Annotated in this window: 25 protein-coding genes and 1 pseudogene; 10 read left to right on the top strand and 16 right to left on the bottom strand. The window is 63.3% G+C overall.

Going from position 1 to position 22,195, the window contains the following annotated elements; genetic code table 11:
- Nucleotides 1-85: 85 nt before the first annotated feature.
- The 4 genes and pseudogenes from EN808_RS23885 to EN808_RS23870 form a co-directional block, all read right to left on the bottom strand.
- Nucleotides 86-1,075 (bottom strand): Gfo/Idh/MocA family oxidoreductase, encoded by a 990-nt coding sequence (locus EN808_RS23885; protein WP_127873314.1) that lies wholly within the window; start codon nucleotides 1,073-1,075, stop codon nucleotides 86-88.
- 114 nt (nucleotides 1,076-1,189) lie between these two features.
- The gene (locus tag EN808_RS23880) at nucleotides 1,190-1,765 is read right to left on the bottom strand and encodes a YceI family protein (protein ID WP_127873315.1); all 576 of its coding nucleotides are present in this window, start codon (nucleotides 1,763-1,765) and stop codon (nucleotides 1,190-1,192) included.
- Nucleotides 1,766-1,834: 69 nt separating this feature from the next.
- A pseudogene (locus EN808_RS23875) lies at nucleotides 1,835-2,403 on the bottom strand (cytochrome b).
- A gap of 59 nt (nucleotides 2,404-2,462) precedes the next feature.
- Nucleotides 2,463-3,353 carry a LysR family transcriptional regulator gene (locus tag EN808_RS23870; protein WP_127873316.1) on the bottom strand — a complete coding sequence of 297 codons (891 nt, stop codon included), beginning with the start codon at nucleotides 3,351-3,353 and terminating at the stop codon, nucleotides 2,463-2,465.
- A 96-nt stretch (nucleotides 3,354-3,449) separates the two neighbouring features.
- Here EN808_RS23870 and EN808_RS23865 point away from each other — a divergent pair, with 96 nt between their 5' ends.
- The gene (locus EN808_RS23865; protein WP_127873317.1) at nucleotides 3,450-4,445 is read left to right on the top strand and encodes an aldo/keto reductase; all 996 of its coding nucleotides are present in this window, start codon (nucleotides 3,450-3,452) and stop codon (nucleotides 4,443-4,445) included.
- A gap of 210 nt (nucleotides 4,446-4,655) precedes the next feature.
- Here the strand turns inward: EN808_RS23865 and EN808_RS23860 are convergent, their stop codons facing one another.
- From EN808_RS23860 to infC, 7 genes are all read right to left on the bottom strand, one after another.
- Nucleotides 4,656-5,258, bottom strand: a complete 603-nt coding sequence (locus EN808_RS23860) for a nucleotidyltransferase family protein (RefSeq protein ID WP_127873318.1) — start codon at nucleotides 5,256-5,258, stop codon at nucleotides 4,656-4,658.
- A 39-nt stretch (nucleotides 5,259-5,297) separates the two neighbouring features.
- Entirely contained in the window at nucleotides 5,298-7,706 is a 2,409-nt protein-coding gene (gene pheT, locus EN808_RS23855; RefSeq protein ID WP_135917036.1) for a phenylalanine--tRNA ligase subunit beta, read from the bottom strand.
- Between the two features lie 43 nt (nucleotides 7,707-7,749).
- Entirely contained in the window at nucleotides 7,750-8,802 is a 1,053-nt protein-coding gene (gene pheS, locus EN808_RS23850; protein WP_245511840.1) for a phenylalanine--tRNA ligase subunit alpha, read from the bottom strand.
- Between the two features lie 305 nt (nucleotides 8,803-9,107).
- Nucleotides 9,108-9,509, bottom strand: coding sequence for a 50S ribosomal protein L20 (gene rplT, locus EN808_RS23845; RefSeq protein ID WP_006201247.1), 402 nt, complete (start codon nucleotides 9,507-9,509; stop codon nucleotides 9,108-9,110).
- Between the two features lie 19 nt (nucleotides 9,510-9,528).
- A complete protein-coding gene (gene rpmI, locus EN808_RS23840) occupies nucleotides 9,529-9,732 on the bottom strand; it encodes a 50S ribosomal protein L35 (RefSeq protein ID WP_006201248.1) in 204 nt (67 codons plus the stop codon).
- A 183-nt stretch (nucleotides 9,733-9,915) separates the two neighbouring features.
- Nucleotides 9,916-10,542 carry an isoprenylcysteine carboxylmethyltransferase family protein gene (locus EN808_RS23835; RefSeq protein WP_127873321.1) on the bottom strand — a complete coding sequence of 209 codons (627 nt, stop codon included), beginning with the start codon at nucleotides 10,540-10,542 and terminating at the stop codon, nucleotides 9,916-9,918.
- Nucleotides 10,543-10,782: 240 nt separating this feature from the next.
- Nucleotides 10,783-11,319 carry a translation initiation factor IF-3 gene (gene infC / locus EN808_RS23830; protein WP_010912915.1) on the bottom strand — a complete coding sequence of 179 codons (537 nt, stop codon included), beginning with the start codon at nucleotides 11,317-11,319 and terminating at the stop codon, nucleotides 10,783-10,785.
- A gap of 220 nt (nucleotides 11,320-11,539) precedes the next feature.
- On the opposite strand from infC, the gene EN808_RS23825 reads away from it, so the two are divergent.
- The 4 genes from EN808_RS23825 to EN808_RS23810 all read left to right on the top strand — a co-directional run bounded on the left by EN808_RS23825 (nucleotide 11,540) and on the right by EN808_RS23810 (nucleotide 14,910).
- Complete coding sequence (locus tag EN808_RS23825; RefSeq protein ID WP_135917035.1) at nucleotides 11,540-12,307, top strand: alpha/beta hydrolase; 768 nt, start codon at nucleotides 11,540-11,542, stop codon at nucleotides 12,305-12,307.
- 2 nt (nucleotides 12,308-12,309) lie between these two features.
- Nucleotides 12,310-13,452 (top strand): benzoate/H(+) symporter BenE family transporter, encoded by a 1,143-nt coding sequence (locus tag EN808_RS23820; RefSeq protein ID WP_135862529.1) that lies wholly within the window; start codon nucleotides 12,310-12,312, stop codon nucleotides 13,450-13,452.
- Nucleotides 13,453-13,569: 117 nt separating this feature from the next.
- Nucleotides 13,570-14,052 (top strand): DUF2852 domain-containing protein, encoded by a 483-nt coding sequence (locus EN808_RS23815; protein WP_015314375.1) that lies wholly within the window; start codon nucleotides 13,570-13,572, stop codon nucleotides 14,050-14,052.
- Between the two features lie 99 nt (nucleotides 14,053-14,151).
- Nucleotides 14,152-14,910 (top strand): M48 family metallopeptidase, encoded by a 759-nt coding sequence (locus tag EN808_RS23810; RefSeq protein WP_127873325.1) that lies wholly within the window; start codon nucleotides 14,152-14,154, stop codon nucleotides 14,908-14,910.
- A 39-nt stretch (nucleotides 14,911-14,949) separates the two neighbouring features.
- Here the strand turns inward: EN808_RS23810 and EN808_RS23805 are convergent, their stop codons facing one another.
- The gene (locus tag EN808_RS23805) at nucleotides 14,950-15,168 is read right to left on the bottom strand and encodes a hypothetical protein (RefSeq protein ID WP_135862525.1); all 219 of its coding nucleotides are present in this window, start codon (nucleotides 15,166-15,168) and stop codon (nucleotides 14,950-14,952) included.
- Between the two features lie 112 nt (nucleotides 15,169-15,280).
- Here EN808_RS23805 and EN808_RS23800 point away from each other — a divergent pair, with 112 nt between their 5' ends.
- The 5 genes from EN808_RS23800 (at nucleotide 15,281) to EN808_RS23780 (ending at nucleotide 20,637) form a co-directional block, all read left to right on the top strand.
- On the top strand, nucleotides 15,281-15,940 hold the full coding sequence (locus EN808_RS23800; protein WP_127279845.1) for a phosphoribosylanthranilate isomerase: 660 nt from the start codon (nucleotides 15,281-15,283) through the stop codon (nucleotides 15,938-15,940).
- A 91-nt stretch (nucleotides 15,941-16,031) separates the two neighbouring features.
- The gene (gene trpB / locus EN808_RS23795) at nucleotides 16,032-17,282 is read left to right on the top strand and encodes a tryptophan synthase subunit beta (protein ID WP_135862522.1); all 1,251 of its coding nucleotides are present in this window, start codon (nucleotides 16,032-16,034) and stop codon (nucleotides 17,280-17,282) included.
- Nucleotides 17,283-17,344: 62 nt separating this feature from the next.
- Nucleotides 17,345-18,184 carry a tryptophan synthase subunit alpha gene (gene trpA, locus EN808_RS23790; protein ID WP_135917034.1) on the top strand — a complete coding sequence of 280 codons (840 nt, stop codon included), beginning with the start codon at nucleotides 17,345-17,347 and terminating at the stop codon, nucleotides 18,182-18,184.
- A 48-nt stretch (nucleotides 18,185-18,232) separates the two neighbouring features.
- A complete protein-coding gene (accD, locus tag EN808_RS23785; RefSeq protein WP_127279848.1) occupies nucleotides 18,233-19,159 on the top strand; it encodes an acetyl-CoA carboxylase, carboxyltransferase subunit beta in 927 nt (308 codons plus the stop codon).
- A 152-nt stretch (nucleotides 19,160-19,311) separates the two neighbouring features.
- Nucleotides 19,312-20,637, top strand: coding sequence for a folylpolyglutamate synthase/dihydrofolate synthase family protein (locus tag EN808_RS23780; protein ID WP_135862515.1), 1,326 nt, complete (start codon nucleotides 19,312-19,314; stop codon nucleotides 20,635-20,637).
- Nucleotides 20,638-20,665: 28 nt separating this feature from the next.
- Here EN808_RS23780 and EN808_RS23775 read toward each other — a convergent pair whose 3' ends face one another.
- The 4 genes from EN808_RS23775 to trxA form a co-directional block, all read right to left on the bottom strand.
- Nucleotides 20,666-21,079 (bottom strand): type II toxin-antitoxin system VapC family toxin, encoded by a 414-nt coding sequence (locus EN808_RS23775; RefSeq protein ID WP_135882766.1) that lies wholly within the window; start codon nucleotides 21,077-21,079, stop codon nucleotides 20,666-20,668.
- On the bottom strand, nucleotides 21,076-21,324 hold the full coding sequence (locus EN808_RS23770; protein WP_127280589.1) for a plasmid stabilization protein: 249 nt from the start codon (nucleotides 21,322-21,324) through the stop codon (nucleotides 21,076-21,078). The genes EN808_RS23775 and EN808_RS23770 overlap by 4 nt, the downstream gene beginning before the upstream one ends.
- A gap of 133 nt (nucleotides 21,325-21,457) precedes the next feature.
- Complete coding sequence (locus EN808_RS23765; RefSeq protein ID WP_127873332.1) at nucleotides 21,458-21,739, bottom strand: cupin domain-containing protein; 282 nt, start codon at nucleotides 21,737-21,739, stop codon at nucleotides 21,458-21,460.
- 131 nt (nucleotides 21,740-21,870) lie between these two features.
- Complete coding sequence (trxA, locus tag EN808_RS23760; protein ID WP_135917033.1) at nucleotides 21,871-22,194, bottom strand: thioredoxin; 324 nt, start codon at nucleotides 22,192-22,194, stop codon at nucleotides 21,871-21,873.
- Nucleotide 22,195: the final 1 nt, after the last annotated feature.

Below are 22,195 nucleotides of genomic sequence, written 5' to 3'. Positions count from 1 at the left end.
TTCCCCCCAGAATTAGCCGGTTAAGCAAGCAATTCCAGGAAAAGTGTGAGGCGGTTTTCCGTCCGGAATTGCGTCAAACAATGGCTCAGACGGTCTCCCAGCCGCCCTTGTTGTCGCCGGCGCGGAAGATGGCGTCGATGACTTTCTGGTTGAGCACGGATTCTTCCAGCGTGAAGACCCGCTCCTTGCCGCCCTGCGCCGCCCGCGCGAAGGTCTCGACCTCGAGCCTGTATTGCTGCGTGCCGGGAAAGCGGAACACCTGCGCCTCGGTGTGGTTCTGGTTGTGCAGTTCGACGCGGTGATGGTCGTACAGCCCGGCATTGAACGGCGAGAACACTTCGATGAAACCCTTCTCACCGTGGAACACCATCACCTGGCGTGCCGCCATCTGGGTCGACAGGTAGAAGGACAGTTCGAAATCGCCGAAATCGGCGCGGATCGAGGAATAGATGTCGGTGCCGAATGTCTTGTCGCGCTCGATCGTCGCCTGTACGCGCAGCGGCTCCTTGCCGGTCGAAAAGCGTGTCGACACGGTCGGGTAGACGCCGATGTCGGGCAGCGCGCCGCCGCCGAGATCGAGCTTGTTGCGCATGTTGTTGGGATCGACATTGTAGTAGGAGAAAGCGCCCTGCACATGGCGCAGCCGGCCGATGGCGCCGCTGGCGATGAGATCACGCACCTTGATCCATTGCGGATGGTAGATGACCATGAAGGCTTCGCAGACCAGCACCTTTTTGGCATCGCGCAGCTTGATCAGGGGCGCGATGTCCTTGGCGTCGAGCGCCAGCGGTTTTTCGACCAGCACATGCTTGCCGGCCTCGATGGCCTTGGCCGTCCATTCGACATGCTGCGAGGTCGGCAAGGGGATATAGACGCCGTCGACTTGGTCGGAAGCGAGCAGCTCCTCATAGGAGCCGAAGGCATGGCGCGCGCCGAAGCGGTCGCCCAATGCCTTGGCCTTCGACAGGTCGCGGCTGGCGATCGCCGACAGCACGCCGTTCTCCGCCTCGACGATTGCCGGCAACAACTGCTCGCGGCCGATCTTTGCCGTCGACAACACACCCCATCGGAACATCGCGCTTCTCCTTGTCGGTTACAGGCAAGGAGGTTTGCCCGAAATCGCCGGAAAAGCCAATGCGGGTGCTCTGTCCCCCGCCCCACGAAGCTGTGGCGAGGAAACAGGTCGCGCCTAGCCCCTTCTCCCAGTCAGCGTCATGTCGAAATCGACGACGTTGGAATAGAGCGGCGTGCCGACATCCATGCCGTAGTGCGAGCGCAGCACCTTGCCGGTGACATGGAATTTGATCGCCCCGCCCTTCAACCCGTCGAGCTCGGCGGTGAATTTTTCCGGAAACGTCTTGCCGCGCGCCGTCAGCCGACCGGTGACGAGCGCCGTCGTGTCACCGGTGCGGCTCACGCTTGTCGAGCGGAACTGGATTTCGGGACTGTTGGCCGCATCGAACACCGCATCGGAGCGCAGGAAGGCATCGATGCGGCCCTGGCCGGTGCCGACACTTTCGGGATAGATGGTGAGGTCGACTTTCGAGCGCCCGACATCATTGTTGTCGATGCGGATCGTGCCCTTGAAACGGGCAAAGGCGCCATCGAAGCCGCCGCCGCCGGCCTTGCCGATGGTGAAGCGGATCGCGGAACCAGCCTGGCTGATCGTATAGCTGCCGGCGGCATCGCCGAGTACGACTGCCGCATAGACGGGCATGGCAAGACAGGCGGCGGCAGCCGCCAATCCGAGGATTCGCGCACGCATTGGATTGTTCCTTGTTCGGAGGCAACGCTCTCTCGCGTCCTCACCCCACCAACGAGATCAAGGCCCGTTCTATTCCCCGGTTGACGAAGGCGTGATCATGCGTGTCAGCACGCTGTCGCGCAGCAGGAAATGATGGCGCAGGGCCGCGCAGACATGCAGCGCAACCAGTGCGATGCCGGCATAGGCGAGATACCAGTGCGCCGACGCCCAAAAACTTTCGGCGGCGTCGGATTCGGGTAGCGGCAGGTTGGGCATGACGAACAGGTTGAACGGCATGCTGGGGATTTCCAGCGTCGAGACCGAAACCAGCGCCCAGCCGGACAAGGCAGGGCCAGCTGGAAGACATAGAGCGCCAGATGCGCCAACGGCGCCGAGCGGCGCTCCAGGGCGCCGACAGAAGGCGGCAAGGGCGGTGCGGCGTTGCCGAGCCGCCAGGCGATACGCAGGATGATGAGCCCAAGCAGCAGAAAGCCCAGTGATTTGTGCAGCTGGATCAGCTCGAAGGCGGTACGCTGGCTCTGGGTCCTGACCATGACGAAGCCGAGTGTGAACTGGCCGATGAAGATGATCCCGATCAGCCAGTGGAGGACGATGGTTGCCCAGCCATAGCGGGTCGTGGTGTTGGTGATGGTCTGCATGGGAGGCGAACGTTGGCGCGGTCAGCTTTCTTCCCCTTGCCGCCAAGGGGCAGAGTTGCCTACCCGCTCACCCTGAAGAAATCGACGAAAGCCCTCAGCGCCGGCCGCATCTGACGGCGGCTGGGGTAATAGACGAAGAATCCCTCAAAGGGCGGGCACCAGTCCTCCAGCACGCGGATCAGCCGGCCGTCGGCGAGCGGCGCGCGGACATAGTCCTCGAAGACGAAGGCGAGCCCGGCGCCGTCGACCGCCGCCTGGGCGATCAGATGGTCCTCGTCGAGGATCAGCGGTCCTTGCGCGGCAATTTCGATCTCCTCGCCGTCCTTCTCGAATTCCCAGCGGTAGAGGACGCCGCTGGAGAAACGGAAGCGGATGCAGCGATGGTCGGCAAGCTCGCGCGGATGGCGAGGTTTCGGCATCTTCGCGAAATAGGACGGCGCGCCGACGACGGCGCCGCGAAGATCGGGCCCGATGCGCACCGCGATCATGTCGCGCTGCAGGCTTTCGCCGAGCCGCACGCCGGCGTCGAAACCGCCTTCGACCACGTCGGTGAAGCGGTCCTCGATGACGATCTCCAGCACGATCTCGGGATAGGCGGCGGCAAAGGCGCCGAGCCGCGGCGTCAGCGTCAGATGCGCAGCCGTGCGCGGGACGGTCAGCCGCAGATTGCCGGCAGGCCGGTCGCGCGCCTCGACGGCCGTTTCCAGCGCCAGGTCGATCTCGGACAGCGCCGGCCGCAACCGTTCAAGCAGCCGTGCGCCTTCCTCGGTCGGAGCGACGCTGCGCGTGCTGCGCGCCAAAAGTCGCACGCCAAGCCGTGCTTCCAGGCTGGAGACTGCGTGGCTGACCGCCGAAGGCGCGATCGCCAGTTCCCTGGCCGCGCCGCGAAAACTGCCGCATTGGGCAACGGTTGCCAGCACCGCAAGCTGTGAGAGATGCGCTCGGTTCATTGATCTATTTCTTGGAACGACCCGTACTAAGAAGAGCCGATTATCGAACGGACCGCAAGGCATTATTTCTGCCGCATCACAACAAGGAGACGCGTGATGAAAACCCGCAAACTCGGTACTGAACTTGAAGTCTTCCCGGTCGGCCTTGGTTGCATGGGCATGAGCTTTGCCTATGGCGGCCAGCCGGAAGCCGAGGCGATCGCCACCTTGCACCGCGCCGTCGAGATCGGTGTCACCTTCTTCGACACGGCGGAGGTCTACGGCCCCTTCGAGAACGAGATCCTGCTCGGCAAGGCGCTGAAATCGGTTCGCGGCAAGGTGACGATCGCGACCAAATTCGGCTTCAAGATCCTGGAGGAAGGCACCGGCATGGATCGCATGGCCGGTGTCGACAGCCGTCCCGAGCACGTCAAGGCTGTTGCCGAGGCGTCGCTGAAGCGGCTTGGCACCGATGTCATCGACCTCTACTACCAGCACCGTGTGGATCCGAACGTGCCGATCGAGGATACGGTCGGCGCCATGGCAGAGCTGGTGCGTGAGGGCAAGGTGCGGGCGCTGGGCCTGTCGGAGGCGAGCGCCGCCACCATCCGCCGGGCACACGCCGTACACCCGATCGCGGCCGTGCAGAGCGAATATTCGCTGTGGAGCCGCGACCCTGAAGACGATGTCTTCGCTGTCTGCCGCGAGTTGGGCATCGGCTTCGTGCCCTACAGCCCGCTCGGCCGCGGCCTGCTCACCGGCACCATCGCCAAGCCGGAGACCTTGAGCGACGATGACTGGCGCCGTGTCCTGCCGCGCTTCCAGGCCGATGCCATGGCCGCCAATGCCGAGGTGATCGCCACGCTGGAAAAGATGGCGGCCGACAAGGGCGTCACCTCGGCGCAACTGGCGCTGGCCTGGGTGCTGCACCAGGGCGACTTTATTGTCCCCATCCCTGGTGCACGAAAAATCCGCCATCTCGAGCAGAACACGGCGGCGGCCGCGATCGAGCTAAGTGCGGCCGAGGTGGCGGCGATCGGCGATGCGCTGTCACCGGATAAGGTGATGGGCAAGCGCTATACGGAGGAACTGCTGACGCTGGTGAATGGGTAGATTTTTCGGCATCCGCTAGCTTTCAGACGCTGGCGCGAGGCGCCCCCTCTGTCCTCCGGGACATCTCCCCCACCAGGGGGAGATTGGATGTCATTTCGGCCTTCGCCAATCGCCGACGTCGAAAGAGGGCGAGACCGCCAAGCTGCCGATCTCCCCCCAAGTGGGGGAGATGGCCGGCAGGCCAGAGGGGGGGCGCCTTGCGCCAGCGCCCTACCAAGGCACCACCGTAATCTCCGGCCAGTTCTCCTTTGCCCGCGCACCCTTCACTTCATGCGTCCGCTGGTTGTCCATCACCCGGTTCGGCGTGATGCGAAACGAGAAGAGATCGTCGAGTCCGAACGGCGCCACCAGCTCCAATTGCCCATCGGCGCCGTAGCGCACCCCGACCGCATGTGTCTTCGAGGCGAAATAGCTGACGGACTCACTGGAACTCGTATAACGCGGGCAGGGCTGTCCGAACTTCCGCGGATACCACAGATGCACGCGGGCCTGGTTGCGCACTTCGACCGGCAGCGGCAGTCCCTCGAAATACCGAGCCGCCCGGCGGATCACCGCGTCCTCTGCCTCATAGGACAGGTCGGAGTCGTCGAAATAGAAGAGGTCGACATCCCTGATGCCGTAGCCCGACGACTTGCCGGTCAGCTGGTTCCAGACGCTGTTGTAGAGCGCGCCGGAAACCACCAGCCAATCCGGCAAGGCAAACGCGCGCACTCGTGCCAGCGTTTCGACAAGCAGCGGATCAGCCTCGACGATGCCGAGAAACGCACTTCGTTGTTTCTCAAACGGGAGCCCGGAATGACGCAGATGGTTCATCACCCTTTGGAGGGCGATTCGCCATCTACCCGCAATCCTTTATCCCCGCAGCACGCCACCCGTTTGCTTGCCGACATTCTCGACGATGCGCTTGGCCAGCGCCTCGAAATCCTCGTCGGTCAGTGTCTTCTCGACCGGCTGGATAGACACTTCGACGGCAATCGATTTTTTGTCGGCTCCGAGCGACCCACCCTCGAAAATATCGAAGACCGAGACGCCGGTGATCAGCTTCTTGTCGGCGGCCAGTGCGGCGCGAACAAGCGTGCCCGCCTCGACCGCCTTGTCCACGACGAAAGCAAAATCGCGCTTCACCGCCTGGAAGGCGGAGAGTTCCAGCTTCGGCTTGGTCTTGGTCGGCTTTACCTTCGGCTCGGGCACGGCGTCGACGAACACTTCGAAGCCGCATAGCGGCCCGGAGACGTCGAGCCCTTCCAGCGTCTTCGGATGGAACTCACCGAACGTGCCGAGCACGGTCTTCGGACCGAGCTTGATCGTGCCGGAACGGCCGGGATGATACCAGGCCGGTCCGCCGGCCTCGATCTGCAGCCGTTCGACCGGCGCGCCGCAGGCTTCGAGTGCGGCGACCGCGTCGGCCTTGGCGTCGAACACCCCGACCGGACCGGAATTGCCGGCCCAGTTGCGGCCGGAGCCGTCGAGCTTGGCCGTGCCGCGGCGCACGCCGGCGGCGACGCGCCGCTGCTGGTCGGCGCCATCGCCCTCATAGGTGCCCGAGACCTCGAACAGCGCCACGTCGCCGATGCCCTTGTCGGCATTGCGCTGCGCAGCCGAAATCAGCCCCGGCAGCAGCGAGGGCCGCATGTCGGACATGTCGGCGGCGATCGGGTTGGCGAGTTTCAGCGCCGTCTGGCCGCCGCCGAACAGTTCGGCGTGTTTGGCCGGAATGAACGACCAGGTGACGGCCTCCATCATGCCGCGCACGGCAAGCGAACGCTTGGCGGCACGGGTGCGGATCTGCAGTGTCGTCAGGATCTTGCCGTTGACCACGTCATGCGCGCCGAGCGGCTGCGGCGCGATGTTGTCGACGCCATGGATGCGCATGACCTCCTCGACCAGATCGGCCTTGCCGTCGACATCGGGACGCCAGGAAGGCACGGTCACGTCGACGACGTCGCCCGATCCCTGCGCGTGGAAGCCGAGACGCGACAGGATGTCGAGGCTCTCCGCCTTTGGCACTTCGATGCCGGTCAGCCGCTTCACTTCCGACAGCGGAAGGGAAACGATCTTCGGCTGATGCCCGGCATAGCCGGCCACCTCGGTCTCCGTCGGTGTGCCGCCGCAGAAGTCGATCACCAGCTTGGTGGCCAGTTCGATGCCCGGAACCATGAATTCAGGATCGACGCCGCGCTCGAACCGGTAGCGCGCATCGGTGATGATGCCGAGCGTGCGCCCGGTGCGGGCCGTGGTGATCGGGTCCCACAGAGCGGATTCGATCAGCACGTCCGTCGTGGTCTCGTCACAGCCGGAATGCTCGCCGCCCATGATGCCGGCAATGGATTCGACGCCATTATCGTCGGCGATCACGCACATTTCCGGCGTCAGCGTGTACTCGCGCCCATCGAGCGCCTGCACCTTTTCGCCATCCCTGGCGCGGCGCACGACCAGATTGCCGGCGACCTTGGCGGCGTCGAAGACGTGCAGCGGTCGGCCGCGGTCGAAGGTGACGTAATTGGTAATGTCGACCAGCGCGCTGATCGGCCTCAGCCCGATGGCGATCAGCCGCTGCTGCAGCCATTTCGGCGACGGCCCGTTCTTGACGCCCTTGACCAGCCTGAGCGCGAAGCCCGGGCAAAGCTCCGGCGCCTCGATCGTCACCTTCACCGGGCACATGCCGCTGCCGACATGCGGCATGATCGCGCCGCCGACGAGGCGGCCGAGGCCGCTCGCCGCCAAATCCCGGGCGATGCCAAAGACGCTGGTGGCATCGGGCCGGTTCGGGGTCAGATTGATCTCGATGACCGGATCGTCGAGATGGGCATAGGACGCAAAGCTGGTGCCGACCGGCGCATCCTCGGGCAGGTCGATAATGCCATTATGTTCGTCGGACAGTTCCAGCTCGCGCTCGGAACACATCATGCCGTGGCTTTCGACGCCCCTGATCTTGCCGACCGTCAAAGTGACGTCGATGCCGGGCACATAGGTGCCGGGCGCGGCGAAGGCGCCGATCAGGCCGGCGCGAGCGTTGGGCGCGCCACAGACGACCTGCACCGGCGGCTTGCCGTCACCGGTATCGACGGTCAGCACCCGCAGCCGGTCGGCGTCGGGATGCTGCACTGCCGTCAGCACCTTGGCAATGACGAAGGGTTTCAGGCCTGCCTTGTCGTTGACATGCTCGACCTCGAGGCCGATCGAGGTCAGCCGCTCGACGATCTCGGCCAGCGTGGCGTCGGTTTCAAGGTGATCCTTGAGCCAGGAGAGGGTGAATTTCATTGGGCTGTTCCGTAATGGCTGGCGGCAGGAGTCTTCAGGGGTGTCACGCGCTCAAGCCTCCGAACAGCGTCGGCATGTCCAGCGGCCGGAAGCCGTAATGCGACAGCCAGCGCACATCCGCGTCGAAGAAGGCGCGCAGGTCCGGCATGCCGTATTTCAGCATGGCGATGCGGTCGATGCCCATGCCCCAGGCAAAGCCCTGGTATTCGTCGGGGTCGAGCCCGCCGGCCCTGAGCACATTGGGATGCACCATGCCGCAGCCGAGAATCTCCATCCAGTCGGAGCCTTCGCCGAAGCGCACCTCGCCTGGCCTTGAGCGGTCGCACTGGATGTCGACCTCGAGGCTCGGTTCGGTGAACGGGAAGAAGGACGGCCGGAAGCGCATCTTGACTTGCGGCACTTCAAAGAAGGCCTTGCAGAACTCTTCCAGCACCCACTTCATGTTGGCGACGTTGGCCGACTTGTCGATCACCAGCCCCTCGACCTGATGGAACATCGGCGAATGGGTGGCGTCGGAATCCTGGCGGTAGGTCTTGCCGGGAATGACGATGCGGATCGGCGGCTTCTGCTTCTCCATGGTGCGGATCTGCACTGGCGAGGTGTGGGTGCGCAACAGCTTGCGTTCGCCCTTCTCGTCCGGCTGGAAGAAGAAGGTGTCGTGCATCTCACGCGCCGGATGGCCCTCCGGGAAATTCAGCGCGGTGAAATTATAGTAGTCGGTCTCGATGTCGGGACCTTCGGCGATGGCGAAGCCGAGATCGCCGAAGATCGCCGCGATCTCGTCGATGACCTGGCTGATCGGATGGATGCGGCCGCGCTCGGCCGGCGACTGCCGCACCGGCAGCGTCACGTCGACCTTTTCGGCGGCCAGCCGGGCGGCGATCGCCACATCCTTCAGATCAGCCTTGCGGGCCGTCAGCGCCTCGGTGACGCGGTTCTTGAGGCCGTTGATGGCGGGGCCCTTGACTTGGCGCTCCTCGGCGGTCATGGCGCCAAGGGTTTTCAGCATCTCGGACACGGTGCCCTTCTTGCCGAAGGCAGCGATGCGCACGGCCTCGATGGCCGGCTCATCGGCGGCCGACGCGATCTCAGCCATCAGGGAATTTTCGAGCGTATCCAAGCCGGTAGTTGCGTCGTTCACGGTCAAACTCGCTACGTTGGAAGTCAGCTTTAAAGTGAAAGTCACTTCTAAGTTGAAAGTTCAGGCATCAGAGACAAAAGAACCCGCGCCAGCCGTGCCAGCGCGGGTTCCCCAAATCAGAATTGCGAATGCTTGGGAAGCGCTGGGCTCGGAGCCCGATCCCGAAAAGTTGCAGACTTTTCGGAAAAGATCGCGCTCCTCGCTAATTTCCCTGGAGCATGATGTTGTCCAAAAAGTCAGAAACTTTTTGGCATCATGCTCTAGGCGACAGCGCTTTCAAAAGCGTTCGGCGTGGTGTTCTTCAGGTATTCGAGCGCGACCTTGGCCTTGGCGACCAGGGCGGCGAAAGCCTGCGGCTCGTGGATGGCCATGTCGGACAGGATCTTGCGATCGATCTCGATGCCGGCCTTGTTCAAACCGTCGATGAAACGGCCATAGGTCAGGCCGTGCTCGTGGGTCGCGGCGTTGATGCGCTGGATCCACAGCGCGCGGAACGAGCGCTTGCGGTTCTTGCGGTCGCGATAAGCGTACTGCAGGGACTTTTCCACCGCCTGCTTGGCGATGCGGATGGTGTTCTTGCGACGGCCGTAAAAACCCTTGGCGGCTTTCAGGACCTTCTTGTGCTTGGCGTGCGAGGTGACGCCTCTTTTTACGCGTGCCATGTCATGATCTCCTTAAAACTTAAAGGCCGTTCGGAAGAAAATTCTTGATGACCTTCTTGCCATCCGGTTCAGCCAGAACCATCGTGCCGCGGGCATTTCGAATGAACTTGTTGGAACGCTTGATCATGCCGTGACGCTTGCCGGCCGCAGCCGACAGCACTTTACCCGTACCTGTGATCTTGAACCGCTTCTTGGCGGCCGATTTGGTCTTCATCTTGGGCATTTTGCTACTCCGTATTGTTGGCGCACGATCGCGCTTCTTGTTCGCTCCAGGCCGACCAAAGCCCGAAAAGCAAATGAAACCGCCACGGCATGCCCTGCCGGGCGGTTTTCTTGGAACGGCGGTGCTATAGATCAAAGATGGCGCGGGCGCAACACCTCAGGCCGTGCGACGCACTGTCCCCTCTCAGGGCAGCCTGAACCACACCGGCAGCACGCCCGACAGTTGCGCGCCGTCGATCAGTTCGAAAGCCGGCAGCGCAATGAGAAACACCAGCCCGTCGAGCAGTGTGGTCAAAAGCAGGCGCGGCTTGAAGCTGCCGGTGTCGCCTTCCTGGTAGAGCGAAAGCTTGGGGAAGAAGCGCGGCACGCGCGCCAGATAGTCCGCATAGGGTGCGCCGAGCGCCTCCTTGAGGAATTTCTCCTCGCGCAGGATGACGATATGGAAGGCACCGGCGCACAGAACCGCGAAAAGGATGATGCCGGAGAACGAGCCGATCTGCGCGCCGACGCCGGCGGCGGCGACGGTCGAGAACACGTAGAGCGGATTACGGGTGATCGAGTAGGGGCCGCCGGTCACCACCTCGGACGACTTGCGTCCGCCTATATAGAGCGTCGCCCACAGGCGCCCGACGATGCCGAGGAAAATCAAGAGCACGCCGAACATCTCGATCGATTCATGGACCGGCGTGTCCGGCGGGAAGGTCGACTGGCCGAAAAGCAATGCCAGAAACAGCACCACCACGAGCACGGCAAGCACCAGCCGGCGCATCTGCTGGTAGTTGCCCAGCCCGTGTTTGTATTCTGTGTCCAAGATTGGGATCCGATCGTCGAGGAGCCTGGCCGGCGATCGCAGCTCTAGCCAGGAATGGCGTCCCGCCGATCGCCGGGACGCCTCTGTAGCACAATTCAGGCGGATTTTGGCGCGATGACGAGGCCTGACGTCATCGTGATCCAAGCGGGTTCCGCAAAAGTGTCCACGGTTTTGCGGTGAGAATCCGCGACAACCATGGAAACTATGCAGACGACGCGTTGCGAAGCGAGCGGAGTCTGCTTAGCGCGGCGCCAGCACCATCATCATCTGGCGACCTTCGAGCTTCGGCTCGGCTTCCACCTTGGCGATGGTCGCCACTTCCTCGCGCACCTTGTTCAGAAGCTGCATGCCGAGTTCCATATGCGCCATCTCGCGGCCGCGGAAGCGCAGCGTCAGCTTGACCTTGTCGCCTTCCTCGAAGAAGCGGCGAACCGCCTTCATCTTGGTCTCGTAGTCATGGCTGTCGATGTTCGGGCGCATCTTGATCTCCTTGATCTCGATGACCTTCTGGTTCTTGCGCGCCTCGGCCGCCTTCTTCTGGTTGGCGTATTTCAATTTGCCGAGATCGAGGATTTTTACGACGGGGGGCACCGCGTTGGGCGATATTTCGACCAGATCGAGCCCGGCCTCTTCGGCGAGCAGCAATGCGTCGTTGATGGAAACATCGCCGCGGTTCTGGCCTTCGGCGTCGATAAGCTGGACCCGGGGAACCCGGATGTCACGGTTGGAGCGCGGCCCATCCTTGGTCGGCGCCGCTGCTTTGAAAGGTCTGCGAATGGTCGTGGTCTCCTTGGCCGTTTCGTTCAGGGTTCGCATGAATCTGTGTGCGGACGCGCCAATGTGGGAAGCGCGCGGCGCAAGTCAATAGCACAGCGTTCTCAAGAAATCACCTGATCACGAGCCTGTGCCAAGCAAAGAAACATCGCGAGCACTTTCCGTCTTGCCTTTGGCCGTGCCAAAAGCGACGCGTGAAAAAAACCGGGACCGCCCCACAGCCATGACCTCCGCTCCGACCTTTCTTGATGTTGATGGATCCGATATCGCCGTGCGCCATGCGGGTGGCTCGACGCCCGGCATCGTCTGGCTCGGCGGCTACAAGTCGGACATGCTGGGCACGAAGGCCGAGACGCTGTCGGACTGGGCGGCACGGGAAGGCCGGGCCTTCCTGCGCCACGACTATTCGGGCCATGGCGAATCCGGCGGCGCCTTCGCCGACGGTACGATCTCGAAATGGCTTGCGCAAAGCCTTGCGGTTTTCCGGCATTTCGCCAAGGGCGATCAGGTCCTGGTCGGCTCGTCGATGGGTGCCTGGATCGCGCTGCGCATGGTGCAGGAGTTGCGCAAGGCGGGCGATGCAAGCGTCGTCGGCCTGGTGTTGCTGGCGCCGGCACCCGATTTCACCAGCGACCTGATCGAGCCGGTGCTGACCGAGGCGCAGAAACGCGACCTCGCCGAAAAGGGGTTCTTCGCGGAGCCGTCGGACTATTCCGCCGAGCCTTACGTCTACACGCGCGCGCTGATCGACGACGGGCGCGAAAACCGGGTGATGACCGGGCCGATCGACACGCATTGCCCGGTTCACATCCTGCAGGGGCTGGCCGATGCGGACGTGCCATCGAGCCACGCGTTGAAGCTCGCCGCCCTGCTGCCGGCCGACGATGTCACGCTGTCGCTGATCCCCGACGGCGACCATCGCCTGTCGCGCCCGCAGGATCTCGACATGCTGGTGCGGGCGGTCGGCGACATCGCCGGACGAGGCAAGTGACGATGCGCCTTTCCATCCCGATCTCCGCTTTTGTCGCGGCAATCGTCGGTTTCGGCGGCACGCTGGCCATCGTCATCGCCGCCGCCAAGGCGGTCGGCGCGACGCAGGTCGAGACGGCGAGCGGTGTGACGGCGATCTGCCTGGCCATGACGGTCGAGTGCTTGTTGCTGTCATGGCGCACGAAAATGCCTGTCATCACTGCCTGGTCGACGCCGGGCCTGGCACTGGTCGCCGCCTCGAGCGGCTTTTCGATGGGCGAGGCCGTCGGCGCCTATATCGTCACGGGCGTGCTGTTGGTCGCGACCGGCCTGTTTGGGCCGCTGACCCGGCTGATATCGAGAATACCGGCTTCGGTCGCCTCAGGCATGCTGGCCGGCATCGTCGTCACCTTCGCCATCAATGCGATGAAAGCCATTCCGGCGGACCCCTGGCTCATCCTGCCGCTGATCGCGGCATTCTTTGTCATCCGGCTGTTCAATCCGGCGCTGTCGGTACTGGCGGTGCTGGTCGGCGGCGGCCTTGCCGCCTTCCTTACCGGCCGTGTCGGCGGCTTGCCCGCGCCCGAACTGTCGACGCTGACGTTTATTGCTCCCCATTTCACCGCCAAGGCGATTATCGGGCTGGCGCTGCCGCTTTATCTCGTCACCATGGCCTCGCAGAACCTGTCGGGGCTGGCGGTATTGCGGGCGGCCGGCTACCACCCTGAACCTGGGCCGCTGATCGGTATCACGGGCCTGTTTTCGCTGCTGTCGGCGCCGTTCGGGGCCGGAACCACCAATCTGGCGGCCATCTCGGCGGCCATTTGCACCGGACCTGACGTTCATCCCGACCCCGCCGAGCGCTGGAAGACGGGTCCGTTCTATGCGCTTGCCTATCTGATCTTCGCGATTTTCGGCGCTTCGCTGGTGGCGATCTTCGCCGTCCTGCCGCAGAGCCTGATCGTGCTGGTGGCGGGCCTGGCGCTGATGGCCTCGCTGGCCAACGCGCTGGCGATTGCGCTCAAGGACGAAGGCAACCGCATGGCCGCCACCGTCACCTTCGTCGTCACCGCCTCCGGGCTGACGCTGTTCGGCGTCGGCGCGGCTTTTTGGGGCCTTGTCGCCGGGCTGGTCGTGCTTTTCCTCGATATGCTCAAAAAGCGATAATCATTTCAGAACCTTGTCCGGTTTTGGCGGACATTGTCTTGAATCGCCGTTTTCGCCTTCCCATTTCGATTCCACGCAGCCGGTCCTGGCTGTCTCCAACCGAAGGAATGGGAGAAAATGAACACATCTGCATTGATCCGCCCGGCCTGGACGCCGGCGACCATCGCGTTGATGGTGATCGGCTTCATGGTGTTCTGGCCGCTCGGCTTCGCCATGCTCGCCTACATCATCTGGGGCGACCGGCTCGAGGGCTTCAAGCGTGACGTCAACCGTGCGACCGACGGCATCTTCGCCGGCTGCCGCCGTGGTTCCGACAAGGCCGCGCGCTGGGGCAATGGCTCCGCCCGCACCGGCAACGTCGCTTTCGACGATTGGCGCGAAAAGGAGCTTGAGCGTCTGAACGAAGAGCGCCGCAAGCTCGACGAGATGCTGACGCAGTTCGACGAATACGCTCGTGAATTGCGCCGCGCCAAGGATCAGGACGAGTTCGACCGGTTTATGGCTAACCGCAACAAGTCGACGGCTCCGGCGAAAACCGACCCGAGCACCGGAACGGCCCCCACCAAGCGTGGCAAAGGCTCGAACCTGCTCGACGACTGAGGCCCAGCGACAGGGCCAAGGTATGATGACGGCGTCGCGCGAGCGGCGCCGTTTCTTTTTTGTTCTATTCGTTTTCCTCGAATCGCGTATCGTCCGGCCATGACCATCGGGTTCTTCCGCAATCTGACGAAGCCCAAGCCCACGCCTGCCGTGGAACGGGAATACTGTGTCGCCGGGCGCACGCTGCCGCTCAAGATCGTCGAGAGCGCCAGGGCAAAGCGCCTGACGCTGCGTATCGATTCCGGCGGTCAGGGCCTGCGCATCACCGTGCCGCCGGGCCTGCGCCGCGGCGAGGTGGACAGGTTCCTCGACCGCCACCAGGACTGGCTGGAGCAGCGCCTGGCCAAGGTGCCGGCTCGTCCTCAAGTAAGACCAGGTATCAAGATCCCGGTGCGCGGCGTGCCGCACCGCATTGTCCACGAACCGTCAAAGCGCGGCACCGTCACCATATCGCGCGACGAGCGCGGCCCGCTGCTGATCGTGCATGGCGAGCGCATCCATCTGCCGCGCCGCATCGCCGATTTTTTGAAGCGCGAGGCCAAGAAGGATATCGAGAAGCTGGTGGTCAGGCATACGGAAGCGCTCGGCAAGCGCGCCAAGGCGATCCGCTACAAGGACACTTCCAGCCGCTGGGGCTCCTGCACCTCGGAAGGCAATCTGTCCTTCTCCTGGCGCATCATGATGGCGCCGCAGCCTGTCATAAACTACCTCGTCGCGCATGAAGTGGCGCATCTCAAGGAGATGAACCACGGCCCGAAATTCTGGAAATTGTGCGAAAAGCTCTGCCCCGACACGGACCGCTGCAAGGATTGGCTGAAGCGCAACGGCGGCGCCCTGCAGGCGATCGTTTTCGAATAGGGATAGCGGACGGCGGCGTTTCAGCTACCGGCCACGCACTCAATCGTCATTCGCCGCATTGAGCTCATCCGGCCGCAACCCTTCATCGCCATGATGCGGCCAGGGCAGAAAGTTGCGGTCGAAGGCATCGCCGCCAAAATAGTCCAGAGCCCGATGTGCTTCGGCGCCGTTGAAGGCGGCCTTGTCCATGAGATGCGCGATGACCTCGCGCGCCTGCGCGATCTTCTGCTTCAGTTCGGCAACGGTCTGGTCGGCCATGGCTGTGCTCCCGCCTTGCATGCTGTCCATCCATAGGTAGCGCCTTTGGCCTTGCCGGCAAACAGCATGCTTTTTCTCGACTCTTGGCGCTTTTCATGTCAATTCCCGCGCCATGGCGCTCGATATCAAGATCTGCGGCTTGAAGACCGACCAGGCAGTGGCTGCGGCCCTTGCCGGCGGCGCCAGCCATGTCGGGTTCATTTTCTTCGCCAAAAGCCCCCGCTATGTCGAACCGGCCGAAGCCGGCCGTCTGCGCGAAGCGGCGCGCGGCAAGGCCCTGGCGGTTGCCGTCACCGTCGACGCCAATGACGCCTTCCTCAATGAAATCGTGGAAAAGATGCGGCCCGACATGCTGCAATTGCACGGCTCCGAAACCCCCGAGCGAGTGGCCGAACTGAAAGCCCGCCATGGCCTGCCGGTGATGAAGGCGTTGCCGCTCAGCGAGGCTGCCGATCTCGAACGGATAAAGCCGTTCGTCGGCATCGCGGACCGCTTCCTGTTCGACGCCAAGCCGCCGAAGGGCTCGGAACTGCCGGGCGGCAATGGCGTCGCCTTCGACTGGCGTATCCTTGCCGGCCTTGACGCCGGGATCGATTACATGCTTTCCGGTGGGCTCAACGCCGCCAACATCGGCGATGCCCTTCGGCTTGCAAACCCGCCCGCAATAGACATTTCCTCGGGCGTGGAGAGCGCGCCGGGCGTCAAGGATCCGGCGCTGATCGAACAGTTTTTCCGGGCCGTCAGGGCCGCGCGGGACGACCGCGCCGCCTGAACAAATTTCGAACCCTGAGCATGTCCCGGAAAAGCGGGAACCCGGTTTTCCGACAGGGACATGCTCAAAGTACAGATCTAGGAGATCGGCGATGAACAAGCCGGCGACACCCAATTCCTTCCGTACTGGACCCGACGAGCAGGGCATGTTCGGCATTTTCGGCGGCCGTTTCGTTGCCGAAACGCTGATGCCCCTCATCCTCGACCTGGAGAAAAACTGGAACGAGGTCAAGAACGATCCGGATTTCAGGGCCGAGCTGACCGATCTGTCCACCCACTATGCCGGGCGGCCGTCAAAGCTGTATTTCGCTGAAGGCCTGACGAAGCATCTTCGTGACGTTTCCTCGGCGAAGGGCCTCGGGGGCGGCGCGAAAGTCTATTTCAAGCGCGAGGATTTGAACCACACCGGCTCGCACAAGATCAACAATTGCCTCGGCCAGATACTGCTGGCGAAGCGCATGGGCAAGAAGCGCATCATCGCCGAGACCGGCGCCGGCCAGCATGGCGTGGCGTCCGCGACCGTCGCCGCCCGCTTCGGCTTTCCCTGCGTCGTCTATATGGGCGCGACCGACGTTGCCCGCCAAAGCCCCAATGTCTTCCGCATGAAGCTGCTAGGCGCCGAAGTGCGGCCGGTGACCGCGGGCCACGGCACGCTGAAGGACGCCATGAACGAAGCCCTCCGCGATTGGGTGACCAATGTCGAGGACACCTACTACCTGATCGGTACCGCCGCCGGCCCGCATCCCTATCCGGAACTGGTGCGCGACTTCCAGTCGGTAATCGGCACCGAGGCACGCGCGCAGATCCTCGAACAGGAAGGCCGGCTGCCCGACACCATCATCGCCGCCGTCGGTGGCGGTTCCAATGCCATCGGCATGTTCCATCCCTTCCTCGATGACAGGCAAGTCCGCATCATCGGTATCGAGGCCGGCGGGCGCGGTCTCGACGGCATCGAGCATTGCGCCTCGATGAATGCCGGCTCTCCCGGCGTGCTGCACGGCAACCGCACCTATCTCCTGCAGAACGCCGACGGCCAGATCATGGACGGCCATTCGATCTCGGCCGGCCTCGATTATCCCGGCGTCGGTCCGGAGCATTCCTGGCTGCGCGATTCCGGCCGTGTCGAATACGTGCCGATCCTCGACGACGAGGCGCTCGAAGCCTTCAAGCTGACGACGCGCGTCGAAGGCATCATCCCGGCGCTGGAATCGGCGCACGCCATCGCCCATGCGGTCAAGATCGTACCCGCCATGGACAAGGACCAGATCGTCATCGTCAACCTGTCCGGCCGTGGCGACAAGGACGTGCACACGGTGGCCTCGATGCTGGGCATGGAGATCTAGGCCCTTTGGACAGTTTCGATTTGGGAGTTGATTATGAGCAAAATTCGTCCAAAGGGCCAGACATGACCACCCGCATCGACCGCCGCATGGCGAAGCTGAAGACCGAGGGCCGCCCGGCGCTCGTCACCTATTTCATGGGTGGCGACCCCGACTATGCAACCTCGCTGTCGATCATGAAGGCGCTGCCCAAGGCGGGCGCCGACGTGATCGAGATGGGGATGCCGTTCTCCGACCCGATGGCCGACGGCCCGGCGATTCAGGCCGCCGGCCTGCGCGCACTGAAGGGCGGCCAGACGTTGGTGAAGACGCTGAAATTGGCGTCCGACTTTCGCGCCGGCGATGACGAAACGCCTATCGTGCTGATGGGCTATTACAACCCGATCTACATCTACGGTGTCGATCGCTTCCTCGTCGACGCCAAGGCGAGCGGCATCGATGGGCTCATCGTCGTCGACCTGCCGCCGGAAATGGATGAGGAACTGTGCATTCCGGCGCTGAAGGCCGGCATCAACTTCATCCGGCTGGCGACGCCGACAACCGACGACAAGCGTCTGCCCAAGGTGCTGCAGAACACCTCCGGCTTCGTCTACTACGTCTCGATGACCGGCATCACCGGTGCGGCACTCGCCGACACCGGCAAGGTGGCGTCGGCGGTCAAGCGCATCAAGGGTCACACCGACCTGCCTGTCTGCGTTGGCTTCGGCGTCAAGACCGCCGAACAGGCGCGCGTCATCGGCGCCAACGCCGACGGCGTCGTCGTCGGCACGGCGATCGTCAACGCGGTCGCCAATGTGCTGGGGCCGAAGGGCGAAAAGACCGCCGATCCGGCCGAGGCCGTCGCCACGCTGGTCAGCGGCCTGGCGCAAGGCGTGCGCTCGGCCCGCCTTGCTGCTGCCGAATAGTTTTCCTACGTCTTTACCCAACTCTTCGTCAGGACAGGAGCCGAAGCGATGAACTGGATCACCAATTACGTTCGCCCGAAGATCAACTCGATGCTCGGCCGGCGTACCGACATGCCCGAGAATCTCTGGATCAAGGATCCCGAGACCGGCGAGATGGTGTTCCACAAGGATCTGGAATCCAACCAGTTCGTCATCCCGTCCTCCGGCCATCACATGAAGATCTCGGCCAAGGAGCGGCTGAAATTCTTCTTCGATGACGGCAAGTACGAGACCCTGGACAACCCCAAGGTCATGCAGGATCCGCTGAAATTCCGCGACGAGAAGCGCTATGTCGACCGGCTGAAGGACGCCAAGGCCAAGACCGGCCTGGAAGACGCCATCATCAATGCGCTGGGGACCGTCGAGGGCCTGCCGGTGGTGGTGACGGTGCAGGATTTCGCCTTCATGGGCGGCTCGCTCGGCATGGCGGCGGGTGATGCCATCGTACATGGCTTCGAGGTCGCCTTGCAGCGCAAGCGGCCGCTGATCCTGTTCGCCGCTTCAGGCGGCGCCCGCATGCAGGAAGGTATTTTGTCCCTCATGCAATTGCCGCGCACCACGGTCGGCGTCGACCGGCTGAAGGAAGCCGGCCTCCCTTATATCGTCGTGCTGACCAATCCGACCACCGGCGGCGTCACCGCCTCCTACGCCATGCTGGGCGACGTGCACATTGCCGAGCCCGGCGCGCTGATCGGTTTTGCCGGGCCGCGTGTCATCGAGCAGACCATCCGCGAGAAATTGCCGGACGGCTTCCAGCGCTCCGAATATCTGATGGAGCATGGCATGGTCGACATGGTGGTGTCCCGGCTGGAGATGCGCCAGACGATCGCGCGTCTGCTCAAGATGCTGCTCAAGATGCCGGAAGAGCAAAAGCCGCTGGAACCGGAAATCCTGCCGCCGGCCGTGCTTGCCGCCGAAGCCCGGCCACAGGCTTGACGCTACGATGGCCGGAGGTGACCCCGGCCTGGCGCGACATTGGCCGCCGCGAACAGCGATTGCGCGCCGCCCATGACGCGCTGTAGCCTTTTGATAGCCGTGGTCATTGCGGGAGCGATTCTGGCTCTCGGGCCATGCGCCGGGATTGTGCCATGACGACGCTTGCCGCCGACCGCGAAATCGAAGCCCTGATGGCGCTTCACCCGAAAGGCTTCGACCTTTCGCTCGATCGCATCACGCGGCTGCTGGAGCGGCTGGACAATCCGCAGGATTTGCTGCCGCCGGTCATCCACATTGCCGGCACCAACGGCAAGGGCTCCTGCGCCGCCTTCTCGCGGGCGCTGCTGGAAGCTTCCGGCCGCCTCGTCCACGTCCACACTTCGCCGCATCTGGTCAGCTGGCACGAGCGCTACAGGCTGGCCGCCGAGGGCGGCGGCAGGCTGGTCGACGATGACATCTTCGCCGAGGCTATCGCCCGCGTCGCCAAGGCCAATGCAGGCCAGAAGATTACCGTCTTCGAAATCCTCACCGCCGTCACCTTCATCCTGTTTTCGGAACATCCGGCCGATGCCGCCATCATCGAGGTCGGTCTTGGCGGCCGCTTCGACGCCACCAATGTCATCGCGCGGCCGGCCGTGTCGGTGATCATGCCGGTGTCGATGGACCATGAGGCCTATCTCGGCGACCGTGTCGAACTGATCGCCGCCGAAAAGGCCGGCATCATGAAACGCGGCTGTCCCGTGGTCATCGGCGCCCAGGAAAGCGAGACGGCGCTGCAGGTGCTGATCGACACCGCCGAGCGGCTGGAATGCCCGACCCTCGTCTATGGCCAGGATTTTCTCGCTTTCGAGGAAAACGGCCGCATGGTCTACCAGGACGATGATGGCTTGATGGACCTGCCCTCGCCGCGCCTGCCCGGTCGCCACCAGTTCGCCAATGCCGCCGCCGCGATCGCCGCGGTCAAGGCCGCCGGCTTCGAGATCAGCCACCGCGCCGCCGAGAAGGCGATGACCAGTGTCGCCTGGCCCGGCCGCATGCAGAAGCTGGGGCAGGGCAGGCTGGCGGAACTGGCGCCGAAGGGCGCCGACATCTGGCTCGATGGCGGCCACAATCCGGGCGCCGGCGTGGTCGTCGCCGAAGCGCTGGCCGAGCAGGAAGAAAAGAACCCGCGCCCGCTCTTCCTCATTTCGGGCATGATCAACACCAAGGACCAGAGCGGCTATTTCCGCGCCTTCAAGGGCTTGGTCAGGCATGTCTACACGGTGCCAGTGAGCCAGAGCGATGCCGGCGTGCCGAACGACGAACTGGCGGTCCGCGCCACGGAAGCCGGACTGACGGCCGAACCGGTAAGCTCCGTCGCCAGCGCGCTCATGCTGCTGCGCGACACCTGGGACGGCCCGCCGCCGCGCATCCTGATTGGCGGGTCCCTCTATCTGGCCGGTGCGGTGCTGGCCGAAAACGGCACGCCGCCGACTTGATAGGCTGACAATGTGCGCCTTGCCCGATTCAGAAGTCCCACGGCGAGATCATCTCGAGGCTGGTGGCACCAAAGTCGCTGGGATTGCGTGTCGCCAACCGGCCTCCATTCACGCGCGCTATCGCTGCGATCATGCCATCGGGCGCTGACATGTCGCGACCTTGGCGCGTCGCGGCTCCCATAATCTCGCCGTAAGCCAAGGCCGCCTCTTCCGTCAGCCCAAAAATCCGGTCGGCAAATCGATGGCGCCATCGTGAAAGTCCCTGCTCCAGCCGATCGGCTCGCTCATCGGGCCGTATCTTTTGAATGCCAAAGGCGATTTCCGCAATCGTCACCGTGGGAAGGGCCAGTTCGGCGTCGTTGCGGACGAGCCACGCCAGCACGGCCGGGTTCGGCGCCTTCTTGAAGGACTCCGAAATCACGTTGGTATCGACGAAAATCAAAGCTCAAGCCCTGAATGAACCTGGCGAGCTTCGTGAATAACTTCCTCCAGATCGATGTCGACGCCGGCGCTCGCGATCAGGCTGGCATAGAAGGTTGATGCGGGTTCGCGGCCCGCTTCACGGATTTCGTATGATTCAAGCGCACGTTCGACCACATCGGCTATCGAACGATTTTCGCGACGAGCAAGTCTGTGAGCCAGGTCGCGTGCTTTTGCGCTGCGGACTGAGAGCTGTGGTTCGGCCATGTCAAACTCCCGTTTGGAAAGAGATATAGACCGATCAGCACCTGCCATCAAGATGGCAGGGGATGGCATGCCAGCACATCGTGCCGATCAGTCGATGAATTTCCCGGTGTAAACTATCGGCGAGCGAATGGCCCTATTTCAGCTCGATCTCGATAAAAGCGTACTCGCCATCATTGGCGCTGATGACGTCGTGTTCGACGCCCTCCTTGCGGAAATAGGGGGAACCTTTCTTCATCTCGGCGAAGGTTTCGCCGTCCTTGGTCACCAGCTTCAGCTTGCCGTCCATCAGCGGCACCACGACATAGTCGTGGCCGTGGCGATGCCAGCCAGTGTTGTCGCCCGGCTGGAAGCGGTATTCGGTGACGATGACGCGCTCATTGTCGATGAAGACTGTGGCCTTGGCGGATCCGGTCATTTCTCTCTCCTGCTTCTGCCGCCAACAGAAGACATGGAAGCCCCCGACGTGAGTGCCAGAGAGGCGCACCGATGGCGCCAACAAAAAGCCCGGCGCGATGGCCGGGCTCAATGCTTCGAATTCAGATGGTATCAGGCGAGATTGCCATTGACCCAGTGCGACAGCGCGGTCTTGGGCGCGGCGCCAACCTTGATGTCGGCCACTTCGCCGCCCTTGAAGATCATCAGCGTCGGGATCGAGCGCACGCCAAACTGGGCGGCAAGCTCGGGATTCTCGTCGATGTTCAGCTTGGCGATCTTGACCTTGGCGCCGAGTTCGGTGGCGATGTCCTCAAGCGCCGGTGCGATCATCTTGCAGGGGCCGCACCACTCCGCCCAGAAATCGACCACGACCGGTACCTGGGCATTCAGCACATCGGTCTGGAAATTGTTCTTGTCGACCTTGACGGTGGTCATG

Source organism: Mesorhizobium sp. M8A.F.Ca.ET.165.01.1.1 (assembly GCF_004792065.1).
Lineage (GTDB): Bacteria > Pseudomonadota > Alphaproteobacteria > Rhizobiales > Rhizobiaceae > Mesorhizobium.
Note: the sequence above shows the minus strand (reverse complement) of the source record. Positions and strands in the feature narration are given on the sequence as shown.